General features: G+C 60.0%; 20 protein-coding genes. 9 read left to right on the top strand and 11 right to left on the bottom strand.

The window, feature by feature from the left end:
• The first annotated feature begins 76 nt into the window (after positions 1-76).
• Positions 77-1,393 carry an MFS transporter gene (locus ACYZUC_RS14755; protein WP_008042381.1) on the top strand — a complete coding sequence of 439 codons (1,317 nt, stop codon included), beginning with the start codon at positions 77-79 and terminating at the stop codon, positions 1,391-1,393.
• Between the two features lie 95 nt (positions 1,394-1,488).
• Here the strand turns inward: ACYZUC_RS14755 and purT are convergent, their stop codons facing one another.
• From purT to ACYZUC_RS14780, 5 genes are all read right to left on the bottom strand, one after another.
• Positions 1,489-2,670, bottom strand: coding sequence for a formate-dependent phosphoribosylglycinamide formyltransferase (gene purT, locus ACYZUC_RS14760; RefSeq protein ID WP_008042382.1), 1,182 nt, complete (start codon positions 2,668-2,670; stop codon positions 1,489-1,491).
• 100 nt (positions 2,671-2,770) lie between these two features.
• Positions 2,771-3,238 (bottom strand): preQ0 transporter, encoded by a 468-nt coding sequence (locus ACYZUC_RS14765; protein WP_461996560.1) that lies wholly within the window; start codon positions 3,236-3,238, stop codon positions 2,771-2,773.
• A gap of 170 nt (positions 3,239-3,408) precedes the next feature.
• Positions 3,409-3,624 (bottom strand): DUF1289 domain-containing protein, encoded by a 216-nt coding sequence (locus ACYZUC_RS14770; protein WP_461996561.1) that lies wholly within the window; start codon positions 3,622-3,624, stop codon positions 3,409-3,411.
• Positions 3,621-4,145, bottom strand: coding sequence for a gamma carbonic anhydrase family protein (locus tag ACYZUC_RS14775; protein WP_008025583.1), 525 nt, complete (start codon positions 4,143-4,145; stop codon positions 3,621-3,623). Before ACYZUC_RS14775 ends, ACYZUC_RS14770 begins: the two co-directional genes overlap by 4 nt.
• A 54-nt stretch (positions 4,146-4,199) precedes the next feature.
• Positions 4,200-4,799: a CoA pyrophosphatase gene (locus ACYZUC_RS14780; protein ID WP_008025581.1), complete on the bottom strand. Its 600-nt coding sequence runs from the start codon at positions 4,797-4,799 to the stop codon at positions 4,200-4,202.
• Positions 4,800-4,945: 146 nt separating this feature from the next.
• Here ACYZUC_RS14780 and ACYZUC_RS14785 point away from each other — a divergent pair, with 146 nt between their 5' ends.
• From ACYZUC_RS14785 to cmoB, 7 genes are all read left to right on the top strand, one after another.
• The gene (locus ACYZUC_RS14785) at positions 4,946-5,497 is read left to right on the top strand and encodes an NUDIX hydrolase (RefSeq protein ID WP_008042386.1); all 552 of its coding nucleotides are present in this window, start codon (positions 4,946-4,948) and stop codon (positions 5,495-5,497) included.
• Between the two features lie 51 nt (positions 5,498-5,548).
• Positions 5,549-6,052, top strand: a complete 504-nt coding sequence (locus tag ACYZUC_RS14790) for a L,D-transpeptidase family protein (protein ID WP_461996562.1) — start codon at positions 5,549-5,551, stop codon at positions 6,050-6,052.
• A gap of 205 nt (positions 6,053-6,257) precedes the next feature.
• A complete protein-coding gene (gene lon, locus ACYZUC_RS14795; RefSeq protein ID WP_461996563.1) occupies positions 6,258-8,675 on the top strand; it encodes an endopeptidase La in 2,418 nt (805 codons plus the stop codon).
• Between the two features lie 218 nt (positions 8,676-8,893).
• Positions 8,894-9,286 (top strand): protease inhibitor I42 family protein, encoded by a 393-nt coding sequence (locus ACYZUC_RS14800; RefSeq protein WP_223415437.1) that lies wholly within the window; start codon positions 8,894-8,896, stop codon positions 9,284-9,286.
• 2 nt (positions 9,287-9,288) lie between these two features.
• On the top strand, positions 9,289-9,924 hold the full coding sequence (locus tag ACYZUC_RS14805) for a lysoplasmalogenase (protein ID WP_192228451.1): 636 nt from the start codon (positions 9,289-9,291) through the stop codon (positions 9,922-9,924).
• A gap of 153 nt (positions 9,925-10,077) precedes the next feature.
• On the top strand, positions 10,078-10,857 hold the full coding sequence (gene cmoA / locus ACYZUC_RS14810; protein ID WP_177318187.1) for a carboxy-S-adenosyl-L-methionine synthase CmoA: 780 nt from the start codon (positions 10,078-10,080) through the stop codon (positions 10,855-10,857).
• Positions 10,854-11,810: a tRNA 5-methoxyuridine(34)/uridine 5-oxyacetic acid(34) synthase CmoB gene (gene cmoB / locus ACYZUC_RS14815; protein WP_461996564.1), complete on the top strand. Its 957-nt coding sequence runs from the start codon at positions 10,854-10,856 to the stop codon at positions 11,808-11,810. Before cmoA ends, cmoB begins: the two co-directional genes overlap by 4 nt.
• 113 nt (positions 11,811-11,923) lie before the next feature.
• On the opposite strand, the gene tadA is transcribed toward cmoB, so the two are convergent.
• Positions 11,924-12,421, bottom strand: coding sequence for a tRNA adenosine(34) deaminase TadA (gene tadA, locus ACYZUC_RS14820; RefSeq protein WP_461996565.1), 498 nt, complete (start codon positions 12,419-12,421; stop codon positions 11,924-11,926).
• Positions 12,421-13,797, bottom strand: a complete 1,377-nt coding sequence (locus ACYZUC_RS14825) for a multicopper oxidase family protein (protein ID WP_461996566.1) — start codon at positions 13,795-13,797, stop codon at positions 12,421-12,423. Before ACYZUC_RS14825 ends, tadA begins: the two co-directional genes overlap by 1 nt.
• Before the next feature lie 207 nt (positions 13,798-14,004).
• Here ACYZUC_RS14825 and ACYZUC_RS14830 point away from each other — a divergent pair, with 207 nt between their 5' ends.
• The gene (locus ACYZUC_RS14830) at positions 14,005-17,058 is read left to right on the top strand and encodes a membrane-targeted effector domain-containing toxin (RefSeq protein WP_461996567.1); all 3,054 of its coding nucleotides are present in this window, start codon (positions 14,005-14,007) and stop codon (positions 17,056-17,058) included.
• A 71-nt stretch (positions 17,059-17,129) separates the two neighbouring features.
• Here the strand turns inward: ACYZUC_RS14830 and guaA are convergent, their stop codons facing one another.
• The 4 genes from guaA to ACYZUC_RS14850 all read right to left on the bottom strand — a co-directional run bounded on the left by guaA (position 17,130) and on the right by ACYZUC_RS14850 (position 21,958).
• On the bottom strand, positions 17,130-18,707 hold the full coding sequence (gene guaA, locus ACYZUC_RS14835; protein ID WP_008025547.1) for a glutamine-hydrolyzing GMP synthase: 1,578 nt from the start codon (positions 18,705-18,707) through the stop codon (positions 17,130-17,132).
• A 93-nt stretch (positions 18,708-18,800) separates the two neighbouring features.
• A complete protein-coding gene (gene guaB / locus ACYZUC_RS14840) occupies positions 18,801-20,270 on the bottom strand; it encodes an IMP dehydrogenase (RefSeq protein ID WP_008042411.1) in 1,470 nt (489 codons plus the stop codon).
• Positions 20,271-20,480: 210 nt separating this feature from the next.
• A complete protein-coding gene (locus ACYZUC_RS14845) occupies positions 20,481-21,029 on the bottom strand; it encodes a sugar ABC transporter ATPase (protein ID WP_461996568.1) in 549 nt (182 codons plus the stop codon).
• Between the two features lie 161 nt (positions 21,030-21,190).
• On the bottom strand, positions 21,191-21,958 hold the full coding sequence (locus tag ACYZUC_RS14850; protein ID WP_461996569.1) for a sulfite exporter TauE/SafE family protein: 768 nt from the start codon (positions 21,956-21,958) through the stop codon (positions 21,191-21,193).
• Positions 21,959-22,052 lie beyond the last annotated feature (94 nt).

Here is a 22,052-nt window from a genome sequence, read left to right on the forward strand (position 1 = left end):
CATCAAACCCACATCCCTGGGTGTTCGACCATAATAATTCGCTCCACTGGGGCACATGACTGTCAGGGATTACCGCATGACGACCAGCACGACCTATTCAGAAACCACGCCTGCGCAACCGACGAACTCCGCCACCCGCGTGGCGACCGCGAGTTTCATCGGCACCGCCATCGAGTTCTACGACTTCTACGTGTACGCCACTGCCGCGGCGCTGGTGATCGGTCCGGTGTTTTTTCCGCAGACCTCCGGCACGGCCCAGATGCTTTCGGCCTTTCTCACGTTCGGCATCGCGTTCCTCGCCAGGCCACTGGGCTCGGCACTGTTCGGCCACTTCGGTGACCGCATCGGGCGCAAATCGACCCTGGTCGCCTCCTTGCTGTTGATGGGCGTGTGCACCACGCTGATCGGCGTGCTGCCGGGTTACGACAGCATTGGGGCCTGGGCGCCGATCCTGCTCTGCGTGCTGCGCTTCGGCCAGGGTCTGGGCCTGGGCGGCGAATGGGGCGGCGCGGCATTGCTGGCGACGGAGAACGCGCCCAAGGGCAAGCGCGCCTGGTTCGGCATGTTCCCGCAGCTTGGCCCGTCGATCGGCTTTCTCGCGGCCAACGGGCTGTTTTTGACGCTGGCAATGACGCTGGATGACGAACAGTTCCGTTCGTGGGGCTGGCGGATCCCGTTCCTGCTCAGCGCCGCGCTGGTGATGGTCGGCCTGTACGTGCGCCTCAAGCTGCACGAAACCCCGGTGTTCGCCAATGCCATGGCCCGTCAGGAACGGGTGAAGATCCCGCTGGTCGAGCTGTTCAGCCAGTATTGGGCGCCGATGCTGCTGGGCGCCGGTTCGATGGTGGTGTGCTACGCGCTGTTCTACATCTCGACGGTGTTTTCGCTCAGTTATGGCGTGTCGACGCTGGGCTACACCCGCGAAACCTTCCTCGCGCTGCTGTGCTTCGCGGTGCTGTTCATGGCCGCCGCGACGCCTTTGTCGGCCTGGGCCAGTGACCGTTACGGGCGCAAACCGGTGTTGATCATCGGCGGCGTGCTGGCGATTCTGTCCGGGTTCTTGATGGAGCCGCTGCTGACCCAGGGTTCGACCTGGGGCGTGGCGCTGTTCCTGTGCATCGAATTGTTTCTGATGGGCGTGACGTTTGCACCAATGGGTGCGCTGCTGCCGGAGCTGTTTCCGACACACGTGCGTTATACCGGAGCGTCAGCAGCCTACAACCTGGGCGGCATTGTCGGAGCCTCGGCGGCGCCGTTCTTTGCGCAGAAGCTGGTGGCGATGGGTGGTTTGAGTTATGTCGGCGGGTATGTGTCGGGGGCGGCGGTGCTGAGTTTGATTGCGGTGCTGTGCCTGAAGGAGACGCGTCACAACGATTTGAATCGGGTTGCCTGATCAATCGAAATCGCCAGCAAGCCGGCTCCTACAAGATTGATGCGTGACATGGATATTCACACAGACCTGTAGGAGCCGGCTTGCTGGCGATGCTTTTAAAGCTCTACCACGACCGCCTGAGAAGCGCGGGTCGCTTTAGCCCGGGCAGCCTCGATCGACTCGTCCCGCGCCAGTGCCACACCCATCCGGCGCTGACCATTCACTTCAGGTTTGCCGAACAGACGCAACGCCGTGTCCGGCTCGCTCAATGCCGCGCCGAGATTGGCGAACGCGGTCTGGGTCGACTGCCCTTCCACCAGAATTACCGCCGAAGCCGAAGGCGCGAACTGACGGATCAATGGAATCGGCAGCCCCAGAATGGCCCGCGCGTGCAGTGCGAACTGCGACAGGTCCTGAGAAATCAGTGTTACCAGGCCGGTGTCGTGCGGGCGCGGCGAGACTTCGCTGAACCAAACCTGATCGCCTTTGATGAACAACTCGACGCCAAACAGACCACGACCGCCCAAGGCTTCGGTGACCGCTTTGGCCACACGCTCGGATTCCGCCAGGGCAACCGGGCTCATGGCTTGTGGCTGCCAGGATTCCTGATAGTCGCCCTTCTCCTGACGGTGACCGACCGGCGCGCAGAACGTGGTGCCGCCGACGTGACGCACGGTCAGCAAGGTGATTTCGTAGTCGAAGTCGATGAAGCCCTCGACGATCACCCGACCTTTACCGGCACGGCCGCCTTCTTGCGCGTAATCCCACGCGGTTTTCACGTCATCGACGCTGCGCAGCAGGCTCTGGCCCTTGCCCGACGAACTCATCACCGGCTTGACCACGCACGGGAAGCCCAGGTCCTGAACGGCTTTGCTGTAATCCTCGAAGGTGTCGGCAAAGTGGTACGGCGAGGTCGGCAGGTCCAGCTCTTCAGCGGCCAGGCGACGGATGCCTTCACGGTTCATGGTCAGTTGCGCGGCGCGTGCGGTCGGAATCACGGTGAAGCCTTCGGCTTCCAGTTCGACCAGGGTCGCGGTGGCGATGGCTTCGATTTCCGGCACGATGAAGTGCGGTTTCTCGGCTTCGATCACGGCACGCAGGGCGGCGCCATCGAGCATGTTGATCACGTGGCTGCGGTGAGCGACTTGCATGGCCGGCGCGTTGGCGTAACGGTCAACGGCAATCACTTCAACGCCCAGGCGTTGCAGCTCGATCACCACTTCCTTGCCCAACTCACCACAGCCACACATCAATACGCGGGTCGCGGTTGGCGACAATGGAGTTCCGATACGGGTCATCTCAGGTCCTCAAAGGAGCGGATCATCGAGGGTCGCTGTGCCTGGCACGCTTCCCATGGGGAGAAAGCGCGGCATTTTACATGAACCTGAGGGTTTGGCTTCAGCCGACGACGGCCTGTTTGCGCAAGCGCCACGCCATGATCAGCCACACAGCGGTCACGCCGGCGAACTTCGAACCCATGGCGGTGAGGATCACGGCCGGGGTGAACGCGTCGATCATGCCGAAGAAGATGAAGGTATCGAGGGGAATGCTCAGGGCCGAACTTATCCACAGGCGGTCGTGCAGCGGGCGTTTGGTGATGCTGAACACCAGCCAGTCGATGCATTCGGAGACCGCGAAAGCCGTGGCGCTGGCCAGGGCGATGGACGGATCGGAGGTGACATAGGACAGCACCAGCGCTGCCAGCATCGCCGCGATTGCACCGTGACCGAAGCGGGTTTGCACCATGTCGCGCAGGACGAAGACCAAACCGCCCCAGGCGGACCAGATGATGTCCAGGTGCGGCGCGGTGGAAAAGGCGTAGTTGATCAGCACGACGCTGCTGATGTAGGCGATCAGAAAGAGCATGGGGCGCGAGAGTACCTGTCAATTTGGCGCACAGAGTACTGCAGAGAAGGTTGTGGTGTCAGCGCTGACGCCTTCGCGGGCAAGCCTCGCTCCTACAGTTTTGGGTGAAACCACAATTACGTGTTCGACGCAGATCTGTAGGAGCGAGGCTTGCCCGCGAAGGGCGCACCTCAATTATCCGATTTAGCTCCAATCATCCAGATCAACCCGCTGGACTTCGCCCGCTCATGGCACAACCCCAACACCTTGCGCCGCTCTTCGTTGTCCATCCGGCTCCAGCCCGTGATTTCCGCCACGGTGCGCTGACACCCGGTGCAGATGTCATCGTCGTCCAGCGCACAAATATTCACGCAGGGCGATAACACCGGGCGTTCGGGCGTGTTCATTCTTCCTGCTCTGCCAGATCGCGGGCATAACGCTGCGAGTTATGCACATAGTGCGCAGCGCTGGCCTCGAGCATTTTCTTCTGCGGCTCGGTCAGCTCGCGCACGACCTTGCCGGGCGAGCCCATGACCAGCGAACCGTCCGGAATTTCCTTGCCTTCGCCGATCAGCGAGTTGGCGCCGATGATGCAGTTCTTGCCGATTTTCGCGCCGTTGAGGATCACTGCATTAATGCCGATCAGACTGTAGTCACCGACGGTGCAGCCATGGAGCATGGCGTTATGGCCGATGGTCACGCCGGTGCCGATGGTCAGCGGGTAGCCCATGTCGGTGTGCATCACGGTGCCGTCCTGGACGTTGCTGTTCTTGCCGATCAGGATCAGTTCGTTGTCGCCACGCAGCACGGCGTTGAACCAGACGTTGGCGCCCTCTTCCAGTTTGACCTTGCCCACCAGCACAGCGTTGGGGGCAACCCAGCTCTGTGGATGGGTGTCGACGCGGGCGTCGCCCAGGCGGTATTTCATCGTGTTGTCCTCAGGCTCAGGCAGCCGCGACTTTACGCCATACGAGCGATGGCTTCAGGTGTTGATAAAACTCTTGGGCGGCTGGTGCAGGCTGATTTTGGCGTCATAGAGCAGGTTGATCAACTCGACGATCATGATCGCGGTCAGGCCCCAGATCTTGTATTCGCCGTAACGATAACTCGGCACGTACCAGCTACGGCCCTGGTAATCGATGCGATGGGTATGTTCACGCGGGTCCTTGCGGAAGAACTCCAGGGGAACGCTGAACACCGCAGCGATCTCGGCGTCGTTGGCCAGGTACTCGACAAAATCCGGGATCACGCCGACATAAGGCGTGACCTTGATGCCGTGGAGGGAAATGAGCGGGCTCAACGGCCCGATCACTTCGACCAAGCCTGGCGGCAGGCCGATTTCTTCTTCGGCCTCGCGTAGCGCGGTGAAAATCAGGTCCGGATCTTCCGGGTCGCGGCGTCCGCCGGGGAAGGCCACTTCGCCGCCATGGGTCGAGAGCCCGCTGGCGCGCAGGGTCAGAACCAGTTCCGGTTCATCACTGCGAGTGATGGGCACCAGAACCGCGGCCTCCGGGAAACGCTTGTCGGTTTCCAGTGTGCGTGGGATGTGGTTGCTTACTCGATGCAGTAGCTCGTCCAGCATGAGTCTTCTCGATTTATTCGCTACCTCGCATCATGCACCAATCACATCGACCGCCCAAGCCCCGAACTGCGGAGTGTCGCTAAACGACAACTTGCCGACAGACACCGCCGCACGCCAAGATAGGCGCAGCATTCAGGAACCCAAGCATGAAATTTTGCAGTCAGTGCGGCAACCCGGTCACCCAGCGCATTCCCGAAGGCGATTCGCGTCTGCGTTTTGTCTGTGACAGCTGTCAGGCGATTCACTACCAGAACCCCAATATCGTCGCCGGCTGCGTGGCGACCTGGGGCTCGAAGGTGTTGCTGTGCCGGCGCGCCATTGAGCCACGGCTCGGTTACTGGACCCTGCCCGCCGGTTTCATGGAGAACGGTGAAACCATCGAGCAGGCGGCCATTCGCGAGACCGCCGAAGAAGCCTGCGCGCGGGTGCGTAACTTGAGCATCTATACGTTGATCGATGTGCCGCACATCAGTCAGGTGCATGTGTTCTTTCGCGCAGAGCTGGTGGACCTGGATTTTTCCGCTGGTCCCGAGAGCCTGGAAGTGGCACTTTTCGACGAAGCCGACATCCCGTGGTCCGACCTGGCTTTCCGCACGGTGGGCCGTACCTTAGAATGCTTCTTCGCTGACCGGCGGACCGAGGTCTACCCTGTACGATCCGAGTCGATCCCGCCGCTTGCTCAGCCTGCCATCACCTAAAAAACATCTATAAATAAAATAGCCACGACACCTCTTAGGGATATCGTTTCAATGCGCTGGTTGCTTGCCCTGTTTTGCTTGTCGTTCGTCGCTGTCTCCCAGGCTTCCGTTGCGGAAACACTGGACGGCAAAGTCATCGAAAAAGTCCTGGTTCTCAAGTCCGCCCACCAATTGCAATTGATCAACGACGGCAAGCCGCTGAAGACCTATCGCATCTCCCTGGGCAAACGCCCCAAGGGGCAGAAACTGATGGAAGGCGACAAACGCACGCCTGAAGGTTTTTATTGGCTGGACTGGCGCAAGGTCAGCGATAAATTCAACCTGGCGATGCACATCTCCTACCCGAACATCAGCGACTCTGCGCGCGCCCGGCGCGAAGGCGTCGAGCCCGGCGGCATGATCATGATCCACGGCACGCCGGACACCGAAGAAAACCCTGAAAACCTGTTCCACACCCTGGACTGGACCGACGGCTGCATCGCCATGCGCAACATGGACATGCGCGAGGTATGGGGCCTGGTGCCGGACGGCACGATGATCGAAATCCGCCCGTAACGCCCATGTTTCTCAAAAAGCCCGCTGACCATTACCGGTCCAGCGGGCTTTTTCATTGGCGCGCCCTTTGCGGCTCCGAAGGATCCAGCACTTAGCGATGTGTAGCTGTCGGAAAACTGAACGCACATCACGAAACACCCCCCGCCATTGAAACCACCCCCCACCTGCCCCATCTAAGATCCATACCCCATTGCGCAGGTGCCCCATGAGCGACCAGCAAGAATTCCCCGAAGACCCGAGCGAGTACGCCGACCCCGAAAACGCCCCGCACCACTCCACCGGCAAAGGCCTCGCCCTGCCCGGCCAGAACCTGCCGGACAAGGTCTACATCATCCCGATCCACAACCGCCCGTTCTTCCCGGCCCAAGTGCTGCCGGTGATCGTCAATGAAGAACCCTGGGCTGAAACGCTGGATCTGGTAAGCAAATCCGATCATCACTCCCTGGCCTTGTTCTACATGGACACGCCCCAGGAAGACCCGCGCCATTTCGACACCTCGGCCCTGCCGCTCTACGGCACGCTGGTCAAGGTGCACCACGCCAGCCGCGAAAACGGCAAACTGCAGTTCGTCGCCCAAGGCCTGACCCGCGTGCGCATCCGCACCTGGCTCAAGCACCATCGCCCGCCGTACCTGGTGGAAGTCGAGTACCCGCATCAGCCGACCGAGCCGACCGACGAGGTCAAGGCCTACGGCATGGCGCTGATCAACGCGATCAAGGAACTGCTGCCGCTCAACCCGCTGTACAGCGAAGAGCTGAAGAACTACCTCAACCGCTTCAGCCCCAACGATCCGTCGCCGCTGACCGACTTCGCCGCCGCCCTGACTTCCGCCACCGGCAGCGAGCTGCAAGAAGTGCTCGACTGCGTGCCGATGCTCAAGCGCATGGAAAAAGTCCTGCCGATGCTGCGCAAGGAAGTTGAGGTTGCGCGACTGCAAAAAGAAATTTCCGCCGAAGTTAACCGCAAGATCGGCGAGCATCAGCGCGAGTTCTTCCTCAAAGAACAGTTAAAAGTCATCCAGCAAGAGCTGGGCCTGACCAAGGACGATCGCAGCGCCGACATCGAGCAGTTCGAACAGCGCCTGGTCGGCAAAGTGTTGTCGACGCAGGCGCAGAAACGCATCGAAGAGGAAATGAACAAGCTGTCGATCCTCGAGACCGGCTCGCCGGAGTACGCGGTCACCCGCAACTACCTCGACTGGGCGACCTCGGTGCCGTGGGGCGTGTATGGCGAGGACAAACTCGACCTCAAGCACGCACGCAAGGTGCTGGACAAGCACCATGCCGGTCTCGACGACATCAAGGACCGCATCCTCGAATTTCTCGCCGTCGGTGCCTACAAAGGTGAGATCAGCGGCTCCATCGTATTGCTGGTCGGTCCGCCGGGCGTGGGTAAAACCAGCGTCGGCAAATCCATCGCCGAATCCCTTGGCCGACCGTTCTATCGCTTCAGCCTCGGCGGCATGCGCGACGAAGCCGAAATCAAGGGCCACCGCCGTACCTACATTGGTGCGATGCCGGGCAAACTCGTGCAAGCGTTGAAAGACGTCGAAGTGATGAACCCGGTGATCATGCTCGACGAGATCGACAAGATGGGCCAGAGCTACCAGGGCGACCCGGCCTCGGCGCTGCTGGAAACCCTCGATCCAGAACAGAACGTCGAATTCCTCGACCACTACCTGGACCTGCGTCTGGACCTGTCGAAAGTGCTGTTCGTCTGCACCGCCAACACCCTCGATTCAATCCCCGGCCCGTTGCTCGACCGGATGGAAGTGATTCGCCTGTCGGGTTACATCACCGAAGAAAAAATCGCCATCGCCAAGCGTCATCTGTGGCCCAAGCAGCTTGAGAAGGCCGGCGTGTCCAAAGGCAGCCTGAGCATCAGTGACAGCGCGTTGAAGGCGTTGATCGACGGTTACGCCCGCGAAGCCGGGGTGCGTCAGTTGGAAAAACAACTGGGCAAGTTGGTGCGCAAGGCGGTGATGAAGTTGATCGATGAGCCGAAAGCGGTGATCAAGCTCGGCCCGAAAGACCTCGAAACCTCACTCGGCCATCCGGTGTTCCGCAACGAGCAAGTGCTGTCCGGTACCGGCGTGATCACTGGCTTGGCCTGGACCAGCATGGGCGGCGCGACATTGCCGATTGAAGCGACGCGGATTCACACGCTCAACCGTGGTTTCAAACTCACCGGGCAATTGGGCGACGTGATGAAGGAGTCGGCGGAAATTGCCTACAGCTACGTCAGCTCGAATCTGAAGTCGTTTGGCGGGGATCCGAAGTTCTTCGACGAGGCTTTCGTCCACCTGCACGTACCAGAAGGCGCCACCCCGAAAGACGGCCCGAGCGCCGGCGTGACCATGGCCAGTGCCCTGCTCTCGCTTGCACGCAATCAGCCGCCGAAAAAAGGCGTGGCCATGACCGGCGAACTGACGTTGACCGGGCATGTTTTGCCGATTGGCGGGGTACGCGAGAAGGTGATTGCGGCGCGGCGGCAGAAGATTTTTGAGTTGATTCTTCCGGAGCCGAATCGTGGGAGTTTTGATGAGTTGCCGGATTATCTGAAGGAAGGGATTACCGTGCATTTCGCCAAGCGGTTTGCGGATGTGGCGAAGGTGTTGTTCTGATAGTCCCGTAGCGCCTGCACGATTGCTATCGCGAGCAGGCTCGCTCCCACAGTGGTTGGTGGTGTTCACAAATCTCGTGTCCACTGCGAATCCCCTGTGGGAGCGAGCCTGCTCGCGATGGCGTCAGCACTGACAGCGCCGGCTTCCGCAGCTGTCACACTTTGTCTCATCTTCAGTTATGCTCGCCGTTCGTCGTGAATGCCGGAGCCACTGACCTCATGTCCCCCACCCGCCTGTTTGTCCCCCTCGCCCTCGCCTTGCTGGCCGCGTGCGCCACGCAACCGAAACAGAACGTGACTGTGGAAAAACAAAGCGAATGCCCCGTGCAACTGCATAACGGGCAAAACTTGATCCTGACCCTGCCGAGCAACCCGACCACGGGTTACCGCTGGGCGATCCAGGATTCGGCCGGCGGCGTGTTGCGCGCGTTAGGGCCAGAGGTCTATCGAAATCCGGAAGATGCTGGCGTCGTCGGTGCTGCCGGTGTTTCTACCTGGCGTTTCCAGGCATTCGCACACGGTGACGGACGCTTGCGCCTGACTTCGCAACAACCTTGGGCGCCGGAAGTGCCGGCGGTGGAAACCTTCGATTGCGCGATCTCGGTTAACTGATCATGGGCTGGCTGATTCTGGCGCTGATGGGCGCAGTGACCTTTCTTTACGGCCTGAGCGTGCACGCCGCGCTGCTCTGCCTGCTGGTCAAACCGTTGCCCGTATTGGCCTTGCTCGGCTGGCTGCACGATGCGCCGCCCAGCGAATATCGGCGGTGGATCAGCCTGGGCTTGATCTTTTCCCTGCTCGGCGATGTGTTGCTCGCGTGGCCGGGGGATTTGTTTGTGTTCGGCCTCGGGGCGTTTTTGGTCGCGCACCTTGCCTATCTGAAGGCGTATTTGAGTGATTGCCGGCGATTGGCGGTGTTGCCGTTAATACTCGCGTTGGGCGTCGGTGCGGTGCTGTTGGGGATTTTGATTGCCAATGGTCTGGGCCCGCTGCTGATCCCGGTGATCGTCTACGGCCTGGCTATCAGCGCCATGCTTTGGCGGGCACTGGCGCGTCTGGGCACCGATGTGCCGAAACGCTCGGCGCTGCTGGCGGCAGGCGGCGCGCTGGCGTTTGTGTTTTCAGACAGCGTGATTGGCATCAACCGGTTTGTTGCGCCGTTCGATGCAGCTCCTTATGTGATCATCCTCAGCTATTGGTTGGGGCAGTGGGGCATCACCGCCTCGGCGTTCGGTCCGAAACCGCGCTGAATTCATCGCGAGCAGGCTCACTCCCACAGGTACAGCGCTGTCCTTGTAGGAGTGAGCCTGCTCGCGAAAGCGACATCACTGAACACACAGACCTCACAGCCTGCCCACCGCTTTATCAGACAACCCGCGCATCCCAGCGCCAAGTTGGCTAAAATGCCGGCCTTTTCCACATACGCCGCTGGAACCGCCGTGAGCAAAGAACCCGATCGCCTTTTCGCCCAGCCTTTGGCCCAGGTGCCTGACTTCGCCTTTAACGAGGACGTGGTGCGGGTGTTCCCGGACATGATCAAGCGCTCGGTGCCAGGTTATCCGACCATTGTCGAAAACCTCGGTGTGCTCGCCGCGCAATTCGCCCAGCCCAACAGCGTGCTCTATGACCTAGGCTCGTCCCTCGGTGCCGTGACCCAGGCGTTGCGCCGTCACGTACGCACCGACGGTTGCCGGGTGATCGCTGTGGATAACTCGGCGGCGATGGTCGAACGCTGCCGCGAATACCTCAACGGTCAGGATTCGATGTTCCAGGAGTTGCTGCCGGTGGAAGTGATCGAAGGCGACATCCTCGCCCTCGACTTTCAGCCAGCCTCGGTGGTGGCGCTGAACTTCACGTTGCAATTCATTGCCCCCGAGCAGCGCACCGCGTTGCTGAGCCGCATCCGTCAGTCGCTGCTTCCCGGTGGTGCGTTGATTCTCTCGGAAAAGCTGCGTTTCAACGACCCCGAAGAACACGCGCTGCTCACCGACCTGCACGTCGCGTTCAAACGCGCCAACGGCTACAGCGAACTGGAAATCGCCCAGAAGCGCAGCGCCATCGAAAACGTCATGAAGCCCGACAGCCTCGAAGAACACCGCGAGCGCCTGCTGGCTGCCGGTTTCTCGAAAGTCGTGCCGTGGTTCCAGTGTCTTAACTTTGCCTCGTTGATTGCCTTGCCATGATTGATCTGTCCCCCCTCGCCCGCCGTCTGGCCGGTACACCGCTGGCCGACTGGGCCAACACCCTGCAGGCGCAACTCGACAAGAAAATGGAAAAGGGTCATGGCGACCTGGAGCGCTGGCAGAGTGCGCTGGACGCCTTGCCAAAAATCCAGCCGAGCGAAGTCGACCTGCTGGATGGCCTGACCCTGGACACCGATTGCGACGCTGAGACCCGCGCGCAAATGCGTACCGCGTTGATGGGGTTGTCGCCGTGGCGCAAAGGCCCGTTCGATCTGTTTGGTGTGCATGTCGACACCGAATGGCGTTCGGACTGGAAGTGGTCGCGCGTCGCGCCGCACCTGGACCTGAAGGGCAAACGCATCCTCGATGTCGGCTGCGGCAATGGTTACTACATGTGGCGCATGCTCGGCGCCGGTGCGGACAGCGTGATCGGCGTCGACCCGAACTGGTTGTTCTTCTGTCAGTTCCAGGCGGTTCAGCGCTATTTGTCCGAGCCCAATGCCTGGCACCTGCCCTTCCCCTTCGAAGACCTGCCACCCGAACTCGAAGGCTTCGACACGGTGTTTTCCATGGGCGTGTTCTACCACCGCCGCTCGCCGATCGAGCATCTGTTGGCGCTGAAGGATTGCCTGGTCAAGGGCGGCGAACTGGTGCTGGAGACGCTGGTGATCGAAGGTGATCAGCAGCAGGTGCTGGTGCCGGAAGACCGTTATGCGCAGATGCGTAACGTGTGGTTCTTGCCGTCGGTGCCGGCGCTGATGCTCTGGTTGCGGCGTGCCGGTTTCACAGACGTGAAGTGCGTGGATGTCAGCGTGACGACGGTCGAGGAACAGCGCGGCACGGAATGGATGAAGTATCAGTCGTTGAGTGATTTCCTCGATCCCGAGGATCACAGCAAGACGATTGAAGGGCTGCCGGCGCCGATGCGTGCAGTGATCGTCGCCCGCAAATAAAAGCTTCGCGGGCAAGCCTCGCTCCTACAGGTTATGCGTCGGCCGCGGAATTGGCGTACGACACAACCCCGTAGGAGCGAGGCTTGCCCGCGAAGGCTGCTTCATTGTCGCCTCTAGTCTGCGGGCTTGACCCGTCGGGCCTTGAAGAATTCGCTGAGCACTGCTCCGCATTCCTCGGCCAACACCCCACCTTCATACAACACCCGGTGATTCAGAAAGCCCTGGGTAAAAAACTGCCCCTGACTCTGCACAATCCCCGCCTTGGGCTCCAGCGCGCCGTACACCACCCGCGCAATCCGCGAATGCACGATCAGCCCGGCGCACATGCTGCACGGTTCCAGCGTCACGTACAGCGTGCTACCCGGCAGGCGATAGTTGCTGGCCGCCAATGCCGCCGCGCGGATCGCGACCATCTCGGCATGCGCGCTCGGGTCGTTGCCGCTGATCGGGCAATTGAAGCCACGGCCGATGATTTCACCGTCCTGCACCAACACCGCGCCCACCGGCACTTCACCCAGCGCAGCGCCTTGTGCGGCCAGCGCCAGCGCTTCGCGCATGAAGTCACGATCACGGCTGCGATCAATGATCGCGGCGGGACGAATCTGACGCATCACGCCACCTCGATGGCGGCCATCAGGCCTGTTTCCATGTGGTCGATCACATGGCAATGGAACATCCACACCCCAGGGTTATCCGCCACCAGCGCCACTTGCGCCCGCTCGTTCTTGCCCAGCAAATAGGTGTCGGTGAAGTACGGGATGACCTTGTGCCGGTTCGAGGCAATAACCTTGAAGCTCATGCCATGCAGGTGAACCGGGTGCTGATACTGAGTCATGTTTTTCAATTCGAAAATGTAGCTCTTGCCCTTCTCGAGCTTGGCAATCGGCCGGTCGGCGCAGGTCTTGTCGGTGATGTCCCAGGCCTTGCCGTTGATCTGCCAGAGGCTCGGCGGCTTGCCGTTGTCGACATTCACCGACACCGAGCCCACCCATTCGAAATTGAAGTTGAGTTTCTCGGCATTGGCCAGGTCCGGCTCAGCCACCGGGTTGGCCGGCAGCGCGGGCGGCCACTCGGTCAGTGCATCGCTGGTGGCCACTGAGCGGAACGTGCCCAAACGTACCGGGCCGTTGCGCAGGGACAACTCTTCACCCACCGGCGGTGCCTTGATCGCCAGGCAAATGCGCATGCCTGGCCCGAGCCAGTATTCCTTGCCCAACGGGCGTGGCTCGACAGGATTGCCGTCCAGCGCGTAGATCTGCGCCTCGACACCGGGAATGTTGAGACGATAGGTCAGGGTGTTATCGAGATTGAGCAGGCGCACGCGGGTGATCTGCCCGGCCGGCAAATCGATGACCGCCTGCGGCACACCATTGATGGTCGCCAGACGCCCCGCCGTACCTCCCCGGGCCGCTTCCCGGGGAATGCTGAACTCGACGAAATTGCCCACATCGTCGACATGCCAGCTCTTGAGGCTCAAGGTTTTCTCGTACTTGAAACCGGTCGGCTCGCGCTCTTCGACAATCAACGGTCCCACCAGGCCACGGCCCAGTTCTTCGCTGCTGTTCACGTGCGGGTGATACCAATAGCTGCCGGCATCGGGCACGCGGAATTTGTAGTCGAAGTATTCACCCGGCAGCACCGGCAACTGCGAGACGTAGGGCACGCCATCCATTTCCAGCGGCAGGCGGATGCCGTGCCAGTGAATGGTGGTCGCCACCGGCAGGTGGTTGATGAACCGCACCCGCAGCCATTCACCCTGGCGCACGCGCAACTCGGTGCCCGGCGCCGATGGGCCGAACGCCCAGGCTTGGGTCTTGTGCCCGGCCACCAGTTCGACGTCCAGCGGTGCCGCGATCAGCTCATAGTCGTGGCCCGCATCGGCATCGGCCATCTTGCCCAGCCAGTAACGCGAAGCGCCCCCCGCACCGACACCAACGACAACAAGACCGGCCAGGCCACCGAGGATTTGGCGACGGGTAAAGGACATGAACTCAACTACCTCACGTATCAGCGACAGGTCCGGGGACCTGCAAAAGGCGAATACGATACACCTGCGGTTGAGAAACAGTAAGGGCGGCGCGGCGACTGGTCACAGTCTTATCCGCACTGACCGTCTATCCAGGCATATATATGTAGTGCACGGACGGCATGGAAACGGGCAATCATCGCGGCCCATTTCTCAAGGAACGAGAGCATGTCTACCGAACAAAATACCCCCGCATCAACCAATGCCGCCGACCAGGAAACACTCAGACTCATCGCGCCCGTCGTCGTGACAGCCTGCCCCGGTTTGCAGGAGGAAGCCCATGCGGTCGCCAGTGAAATTCTGCAAAAGCATGGCATTACCGGCCTGGACCCGGATCAGGTCTGGTGGCACCGTTTTGCCGGTTTATCAGCCAGCAGTACCAAGGCATTTCTGGGTTGGGAGTACGAGCCAAAAATCAGTGAGTCTTTAACCCTGACGCAACTGGTCATCCACCGGTTCCGCGTAACCGACCAGGACGACGCCCTCGAACTGGACTTCAAAGGCGGATTTTATACCGCGGATGCGAGCGCCAGTATTTTCAATGAAACCAATGAAGTAAGGATGTACCCCAGGAAAGTCCTCGCAGACCTGTGGGAGAAGAACCTCAGTCAACGCTACCTGGATAAGCTGAATGCGTTCTGGGCCAGCCATTTTGATGACTTCCGCACCCTGGCCAAATGTAACTACCTCAGCAAAGCCGTGGAGTCGCGGCAAAACGGGCAACTCGAAGAGGAAGACTTCCAGACCGTCATCAGGGCCGTGGTCGGTGGCGCGTCGTGGCCGATCACCTTGGCCACCCTGAAAGCGCAAACCGCTACGCCTGCGGATCTTCGTGTTTGCGCGCTGGATGTCGCAGGCCATGTCGCCACCGATATTCTGCGCATCGTTGAGCCCAACGGTCGGCAGATCACCTACGTTCCCGGCGCCGCAGAGCCCTTCCATGTGCATCCGACAGTGACGGACATGCACTGGTGGATGTTGCTGCAAATGAACGAAGAACAGCCCCGCACCGAATTCATGACCCATTTCCCGCTGTCGGTTCGCAAGGAGGTCCACGACAACATCACCCCTCTGATGAATCAACTGGTTGGCACCTGGGGTAAATACGATCACCACTTGATCAATCAAAAAGACATCACCATCAGCGGTGATGTGTTCGCCTGGCAGACCCGCGCTGTCCAGCAGACCATGATGGAAGAGGCTGACCTGACGCTGGTGAGCAATGGACAGATGCGTAAGCAGCTATGGCTGGGTTATCTCACCGCCGCACTGCATGTATTCGGCCCATTGGCGGTACTTGGCTGGCCGATCGCATTGCCGGTGATCGGGGCCAGCATCGCGGCCATGGGTTTGAACATCGACAAGGCGGTGAATGGTAAAACCGCAGCGGAACGCAAGGCTGGCGTGATTGGCGCGGTGCTCGATGGCATCAATGTGTTGTTCAATCTCCCGCTGCTCAAAGAGGTCAGTGTGCTGGACGAAACCGGGGCTGCGGCTGAGGCAGCAGAAGCGGCCGAGATGGCGGACTTGAACAAGACTCTCGAGCCGGAAGAAACCGTCGGCACGCAAGAACCGCAGGCGTCCGTAGAATCGGAGGAAGGTCCCTTGCAACCGGGTGTGTTACCCACCCTGCCCGATGAAACCGCGCAAGCGTTTGAAGTGCCAGAGCACTGGCAAAGCAACGAAATCCTCGAAAGCTCCCCAATGGCCACCAGCGGAAAATTCCAGGGTGTCTACACACTGGATTCACAGCCTTCCAACGCCATCCTGATAAACGACCAGCCTTACTACGTGCGTTATGAGGCAGACGTTAACGGCGGCGGAACCTGGGCCATCATCGACCCGGAAAACCCTAATGCCTTTAAAGGGTCGATTCCCGTACGTCTGAATGCCGAAGGTGAATGGGAGCTGGCGCCGAAAAGCGGGTTGAAGGGTGGCGGAAAAGGCCCCAGCAAGCTTGTTCCCGGCCCCTCCCGGCCCACTGCTCCAGTGCGGCCCAAAGTGAATGATCACGCACACTTGACCCGATACGATGCCCCCAACGGTCGCTCGTTGAATTTCCTGGCGTTGGGAAAATCGGAAACCCATATAAAAGTCGTTGCCACGCCTTATGGAGGATTAAGAGGAGTCTCCCCTTACGAAGAGTTTGTCGCCGGGCGCCGCACAATGCTGGTCAGGGATGCAACCGGATTCCAGTTACCCAAGGACTTCTTTGCCTCGTTGCCTCCCCGCCCGGTGCAGCCCGTTATCACGCAATCCACGACGGTTACCGAACTCATCGAGAAGGTATTCGACACAGCGCCGGGGCTGGTGGTCGGTGAAAGTCAGGATCGCATTGCCAGCATGCGATTCCTGATCGAAAACATGCCGACGCTGGCCAGGAAAGGCGTCAAGACGATCTACATGCATCGTCTGCTCAACGACTTCAGTCAAGTCGACCTGAACAACTTCGCCGAAACCGGAAATATGCATGGCATGCTGGAGATGTACCTGAAAAAGCTGCCAGGTGATCCTGCAGGACAGTTCACGCCGCTGGAGGTCGTCAAAACGGCCCAACAGAACGGTATTCGAATCCAAGCCACTGACTGCCTCGCAAGTTATCGCTATACAGACACGACCATGGGCCTCAGATCACGGCAATCCATCAGGACCTATCTCACTCACACAATCATGCAAGCCACTCAAGCTCGCAACGGTGGCGGAAAATGGCTGGTACTCACCGATCAGGAGAGTACCAACACGTTCAGGGGAATGGCCGGCATCAGCGAAACGGAGGGTGGTATCGGTTTGCGCATTGAAGAAGTGCAACCCGATCAGAGTCTGCACCTGGACATCGACCATGGCATCGAAGTAGGCCATGAGATTGCCGGGGGAACTGGACCGATGCGCGGCAATACCGACACCCTGTATGCCGACATCAGCCTGCAGATGCCGACGCAGCTCATTCAACGAACGCCCGAGCAGATCAATCAGCTGCTGTTCCGCCAAGGCACGTTCACCATTGAAAGGACGGAGGAAACACTCACGCTGATTCATCGCAGCCGCAACAACCAGATTGTGCGAACGACAATCGAACGGACGATGGATAACGGTTTTCGGATCAACCGCCCTGCCTGGGCGGGCGTGCATCAAGTCACTTACGCGAATCTGCTCAGCCTTGCCCACGCACTCAACCGCATGGGCCTGACGCTGGAAGGACGCCTGCCCGCAGTAGCGGCCTGATACGCAAAAGGCCCCGTGAACTCACATTCACGGGGCCTTTCAGGTGTTACAGGCGATCAATCAGACCGGGATCATTCCCACTCGATGGTCGCTGGTGGCTTGCTCGACACGTCGTAAGTGACGCGGGAGATGCCTTCGATTTCATTGATGATGCGGCCGCTGACGGTTTCCAGCAGTTCGTAAGGCAGGTGAGCCCAACGCGCAGTCATGAAGTCGATGGTTTCCACGGCACGCAGGGCCACGACCCAGGCGTAACGACGGCCATCGCCTACAACGCCAACCGATTTCACCGGCTGGAACACCACGAACGCCTGGCTGACCTTGTGGTACCAGTCGGCCTTGCGCAGTTCTTCGATGAAGATGTGGTCGGCACGACGCAGCAGGTCGGCGTATTCCTTCTTCACTTCACCCAGGATGCGCACGCCCAGGCCCGGGCCCGGGAACGGGTGACGGTAGACCATGTCGTACGGCAGGCCGAGTTCCAGGCCCAGACGACGGACTTCGTCCTTGAACAGCTCACGCAGCGGTTCAACCAGCTTGAGGTTCATTTCTTCCGGCAGGCCGCCCACGTTGTGGTGCGACTTGATCACGTGCGCCTTGCCGCTTTTCGCGCCAGCCGACTCGATCACGTCCGGGTAGATGGTGCCTTGGGCGAGGTACTTGATGTTGTCCAGTTTGTTGGACTGGGCATCGAAGACGTCGATGAAGGTACGGCCGATGATCTTGCGCTTCTTCTCTGGATCGCTTTCGCCAGCCAGGTTGTTCAGGAACTGGTCTTCAGCGTTGGCGCGGATCACCTTGACGCCCATGTTCTCGGCGAACATGGCCATCACTTGCTCGCCTTCGTGCAGACGCAACAGGCCGTTGTCGACGAAGACGCAGGTCAGCTGGTCGCCGATGGCTTTGTGCAGGAGCGCGGCAACCACCGAAGAGTCAACGCCGCCGGACAGGCCGAGCAAGACGTTGTCGGTGCCGACCTGGGCGCGAACCTGGGCGATGGCGTCTTCAGCGATCTTCGACGGCGTCCACAGCGCTTCGCAGCCGCAGATCTCGAGGATGAAGCGCGACAGGATGCGACCGCCCTGCTTGGTGTGGGTCACTTCCGGGTGGAACTGCACGCCGTAGTAGCGCAGGTCATCGTTGAACATGCCGGCAATCGGGCAGCTCGGGGTGCTGGCCAGGATGTGGAAGTCCTGCGGCATTTTGGTGACCTTGTCACCGTGGCTCATCCACACGTCGAGGCCGAACAGGCCGTCGGCGTCGATGTGGTCTTCGATGCCGTCCAGCAGCTGGCTCTTGCCGACCACGTCGACACGGGCATAACCGAATTCACGCAGTTCGGAACCTTCGACCTTGCCACCCAGCTGTTCAGCCATGGTCTGCATGCCGTAGCAGATGCCGAAGACCGGCACGCCCAGGTCAAACACCGCTTGCGGGCAGCGAGGGCTGTTGGCTTCGTGCACGGACTCGGGGCCGCCGGCGAGAATGACGCCTTTTGGAGCGAATTCGCGAATCGCTTCGTCGTCCATGTCGAACGGATGCAGTTCGCAGTACACGCCGATTTCACGCACGCGGCGGGCGATCAGTTGGGTGTACTGGGAACCGAAGTCGAGGATCAGGATGCGGTGGGCGTGAATGTCGAGGGCCATGTGGTCAGTCTCGTCTATGCAGTTCGGTGAAGAGAATCAGAAACAACTCGGGGCTGAAAACAGCCCCGGTTACTTAACTTTTTGCTTGAAGGCTCAACCTACGCGGTAGTTTGGCGCTTCTTTGGTGATCTGTACGTCATGAACGTGGGACTCGGCCATGCCAGCGCCGGTGATCCGCACGAACTCAGGCTTGGTGCGCATTTCTTCGATGTCGGCACTGCCGGTGTAACCCATCGAGGAACGCAGGCCGCCCATCAGTTGATGGATGATGGCGCTCAGGGTGCCCTTGTACGGAACACGCCCTTCGATGCCTTCCGGAACCAGTTTTTCGGCGCCTGCCGAGGAGTCCTGGAAGTAACGGTCGGAGGAACCTTGAGCCTGGGACATGGCGCCCAGCGAACCCATGCCACGGTAAGCCTTGTACGAACGACCCTGGAACAGTTCGATCTCGCCTGGCGCTTCTTCAGTACCGGCGAACATCGAGCCCATCATCACGCAGGAAGCACCGGCTACGATGGCCTTGGACAGGTCACCGGAGAAACGGATGCCGCCGTCGGCGATCAACGGAACACCGGTGCCTTCAAGGGCGGCGGCGACGTTGGCGATGGCACTGATTTGCGGGACGCCGACACCGGCGACGATACGGGTGGTGCAGATCGAGCCAGGGCCGATACCGACCTTGACTGCGTCAGCGCCAGCTTCGGCCAGGGCCTTGGCGGCAGCGCCGGTGGCGATGTTGCCGCCGATGACCTGCACTTCAGGGAAATTCTGTTTGACCCAGCGAACGCGGTCGATCACACCTTTGGAGTGACCGTGAGCGGTGTCGACCACCACCACGTCAACGCCGGCATTGACCAGCGCGGCAACGCGGTCACCGGTGTCTTTACCGGTACCGACTGCAGCACCCACGCGCAGACGACCTTGATCGTCCTTGCTGGCCAGCGGGTAAGCCTTGGCTTTTTCGATGTCTTTGACGGTCATCATGCCTTTGAGGGCAAACTTGTCGTCGACGATCAGGACTTTTTCCAGGCGGTGCTTGTGCAGCAACTCGCGGACTTCGTTCTTGTTGGCGCCTTCACGGACGGTGACCAGACGCTCTTTAGGCGTCATCACTTCACGTACGGTGGCTTCCAGACGGGTTTCGAAGCGCACGTCACGGGAAGTGACGATGCCGACCAGGTCGCCATCGTGCAGTACCGGAACGCCGGAGATATTGTGCATGCGGGTCAGTTCGAACAGATCACGAACCGTGGCGTCAGCCTCGATGGTGATCGGATCCTTGACGACGCCGGCTTCGAACTTCTTGACCTTGCGAACTTCGGCAGCTTGCTGCTCGATGGTCATGTTCTTGTGGATAATGCCGATGCCACCTTCCTGAGCCATGGCGATTGCCAGACGGGCTTCAGTAACGGTGTCCATGGCGGCAGAAACCAGAGGAATGTTCAGCTCGATGCCACGGGTAAGGCGGGTCTTGAGACTGACTTCGTTAGGAAGCACCTCGGAATAACCGGGCACTAGGAGAATGTCGTCGAATGTCAGAGCTTCTTGGCTGATACGCAGCATCGCGGGGGCTCCCGAGCGGGAAAATGGAAGCGCGCCATTATAGTCAGACACCCCCTCGGGTTCAATGTAAAACTCTGTCTATTATCGACGTAGTGATCGACGGAAGAATTTGTCCACAAATCCTGTAGGAGCGAGGCTTGCCCGCGAAGGCGTTACCACTGACGCTAAAAGCTTCGCGGGCAAGCCTCGCTCCTACGGTTATGGCTTCACTTACAGTTCAACTTTTACCCAGCTCACGGGTTGATCCAGCCAATCGGCAAACTCATCGATAAAGCTCTGCTTGAACCCAGCCTCAGCCCAGTTATTAAAGATGAACCCCAGGTTGGAAAACCCGCACTCCTGCAAAAACAGAAAGCCATTGATGTCATCTTCATGCCCGCATTCGGGACAGGTGAAGTTATCGGTACGCCCCGGCATCCAGTCTTCGAGGCTTTCGAACAGCGCTTCGCCGACTTCCTTGCGGCACTCGGCACAGCCCGCCTCTTCAAGAAAGCCCTTGGCCGGCGTGTAGATGCAGCGCTTGGTAATGATCTCGAGGCCATTGACCGGCTCGCCGAACGGCAGCGCTTCAGGGTGCAGGACCACGGCGCGGGCACCGTCGGCGATCGCATGACCCATGCGGTTGCCGGTGCGGCCGCACGTGGTCAGCTCTTCCTTGATGATGTCCTTGCGCACCAGCCACCGCACGACAGCCCTGGCCCGGGGTTCGTGCACCGGCAGCGTGGAGATTTTCGGGACGATGATGCTTTGGGAATTCATGGGTGCAAGCCTGCTGCGTCAAATGGATATTCTGCGGTGCGCCGTCCGACGCCTTCGCGGGCAAGCCTCGCTCCCACATTTGATCGCAGTCTAATGTGGGAGCGAGGCTTGCCCGCGAAGGCGTCCGAGCGGGCGGCAGCTTAATCCCTGACGAAATCCGGTCAAGTACTCAAATACCGCCCGATCAACGCAATCCCGCTGGCCAGCACCAACCACGTCACCAGCCGCACAAACGCCTCGCGGGACAATCGCATGGTCAACCGCCGGCCGACCCACAACCCCAGCGCCATGGCCGGCAACAAACACAGCGCCAATACCAACAAGGGTAGCTCGGCATACACACCCGCGACAGCAAACAGGCTCAGGCGCACCACAGTGCTGCAACTGATCAGCGCACTCTGGGTCGCTCGCGCCGCATCTTTCGGCAACCGACTGTTCAAATAGATCGCATATAAAAAGCCGCCACTGCCAAACAACGCCCCGAACATCCCGCCCACCGTGCCCATCGGCACTGCCCAGGCGGCAGACAACTGCGTCGGCCGGGTTTTGACCCACAGGCTGTAAACCGCATAGACGCTGATAAACAGCCCCATCAACAGCAGCAACACGTCGGATTTCAGGTTCAGCAGAAAAATCACGCCCAGCGTGCAACCCACCGCCATGCACGGCAACAGCCGCAGCAACTCAGGCCTGGCCACATCGCGCCGCGAGGGCAGCAGATTGCCGAACGCCGCGACAAAATCCAGCAGCACCAGTAACGGCACAATCTTCGACAGCGGCATGAACAAAATCAGAATCGGCCCCGCCACCAACGCCGTGCCGAACCCGGCGATGCCAAACACGATGTAAGCCAGGGCGATGCCAAGGCCAATCACCAACCAATCCGTCGCGCCGAATGGCCATTGGTGTAACAACTCCAGCACGTTCATCTGCACGCCTTTATCAAATACCTGTGATGACTTTAGCCAGCACCGAGCCTTGCGACTAATATCTTCAAAGCCGACCTCTCATCTCAAAAAGGCA

It is taken from the genome of Pseudomonas sp. GT1P32 (genome assembly GCF_054897805.1).

What these genes read in the sequence shown, in the direction of transcription:
- ACYZUC_RS14785 (WP_008042386.1), top strand. Translation starts at nt 4,946, where the DNA reads ATGAAATTTTGCAGTCAGTGCGGCAACCCGGTCACCCAGCGCATTCCC.
- guaA (WP_008025547.1), bottom strand. Translation starts at nt 18,707, where the DNA reads ATGGCCCTCGACATTCACGCCCACCGCATCCTGATCCTCGACTTCGGT.
- ACYZUC_RS14830 (WP_461996567.1), top strand. Translation starts at nt 14,005, where the DNA reads ATGTCTACCGAACAAAATACCCCCGCATCAACCAATGCCGCCGACCAG.
- guaB (WP_008042411.1), bottom strand. Translation starts at nt 20,270, where the DNA reads ATGCTGCGTATCAGCCAAGAAGCTCTGACATTCGACGACATTCTCCTA.
- purT (WP_008042382.1), bottom strand. Translation starts at nt 2,670, where the DNA reads ATGACCCGTATCGGAACTCCATTGTCGCCAACCGCGACCCGCGTATTG.
- ACYZUC_RS14845 (WP_461996568.1), bottom strand. Translation starts at nt 21,029, where the DNA reads ATGAATTCCCAAAGCATCATCGTCCCGAAAATCTCCACGCTGCCGGTG.
- ACYZUC_RS14800 (WP_223415437.1), top strand. Translation starts at nt 8,894, where the DNA reads ATGTCCCCCACCCGCCTGTTTGTCCCCCTCGCCCTCGCCTTGCTGGCC.
- tadA (WP_461996565.1), bottom strand. Translation starts at nt 12,421, where the DNA reads ATGCGTCAGATTCGTCCCGCCGCGATCATTGATCGCAGCCGTGATCGT.
- cmoB (WP_461996564.1), top strand. Translation starts at nt 10,854, where the DNA reads ATGATTGATCTGTCCCCCCTCGCCCGCCGTCTGGCCGGTACACCGCTG.
- ACYZUC_RS14765 (WP_461996560.1), bottom strand. Translation starts at nt 3,238, where the DNA reads ATGCTCTTTCTGATCGCCTACATCAGCAGCGTCGTGCTGATCAACTAC.
- lon (WP_461996563.1), top strand. Translation starts at nt 6,258, where the DNA reads ATGAGCGACCAGCAAGAATTCCCCGAAGACCCGAGCGAGTACGCCGAC.
- ACYZUC_RS14825 (WP_461996566.1), bottom strand. Translation starts at nt 13,797, where the DNA reads ATGTCCTTTACCCGTCGCCAAATCCTCGGTGGCCTGGCCGGTCTTGTT.
- ACYZUC_RS14780 (WP_008025581.1), bottom strand. Translation starts at nt 4,799, where the DNA reads ATGCTGGACGAGCTACTGCATCGAGTAAGCAACCACATCCCACGCACA.
- ACYZUC_RS14775 (WP_008025583.1), bottom strand. Translation starts at nt 4,145, where the DNA reads ATGAAATACCGCCTGGGCGACGCCCGCGTCGACACCCATCCACAGAGC.
- ACYZUC_RS14770 (WP_461996561.1), bottom strand. Translation starts at nt 3,624, where the DNA reads ATGAACACGCCCGAACGCCCGGTGTTATCGCCCTGCGTGAATATTTGT.
- ACYZUC_RS14755 (WP_008042381.1), top strand. Translation starts at nt 77, where the DNA reads ATGACGACCAGCACGACCTATTCAGAAACCACGCCTGCGCAACCGACG.
- ACYZUC_RS14850 (WP_461996569.1), bottom strand. Translation starts at nt 21,958, where the DNA reads ATGAACGTGCTGGAGTTGTTACACCAATGGCCATTCGGCGCGACGGAT.
- ACYZUC_RS14805 (WP_192228451.1), top strand. Translation starts at nt 9,289, where the DNA reads ATGGGCTGGCTGATTCTGGCGCTGATGGGCGCAGTGACCTTTCTTTAC.
- cmoA (WP_177318187.1), top strand. Translation starts at nt 10,078, where the DNA reads ATGCCGGCCTTTTCCACATACGCCGCTGGAACCGCCGTGAGCAAAGAA.
- ACYZUC_RS14790 (WP_461996562.1), top strand. Translation starts at nt 5,549, where the DNA reads ATGCGCTGGTTGCTTGCCCTGTTTTGCTTGTCGTTCGTCGCTGTCTCC.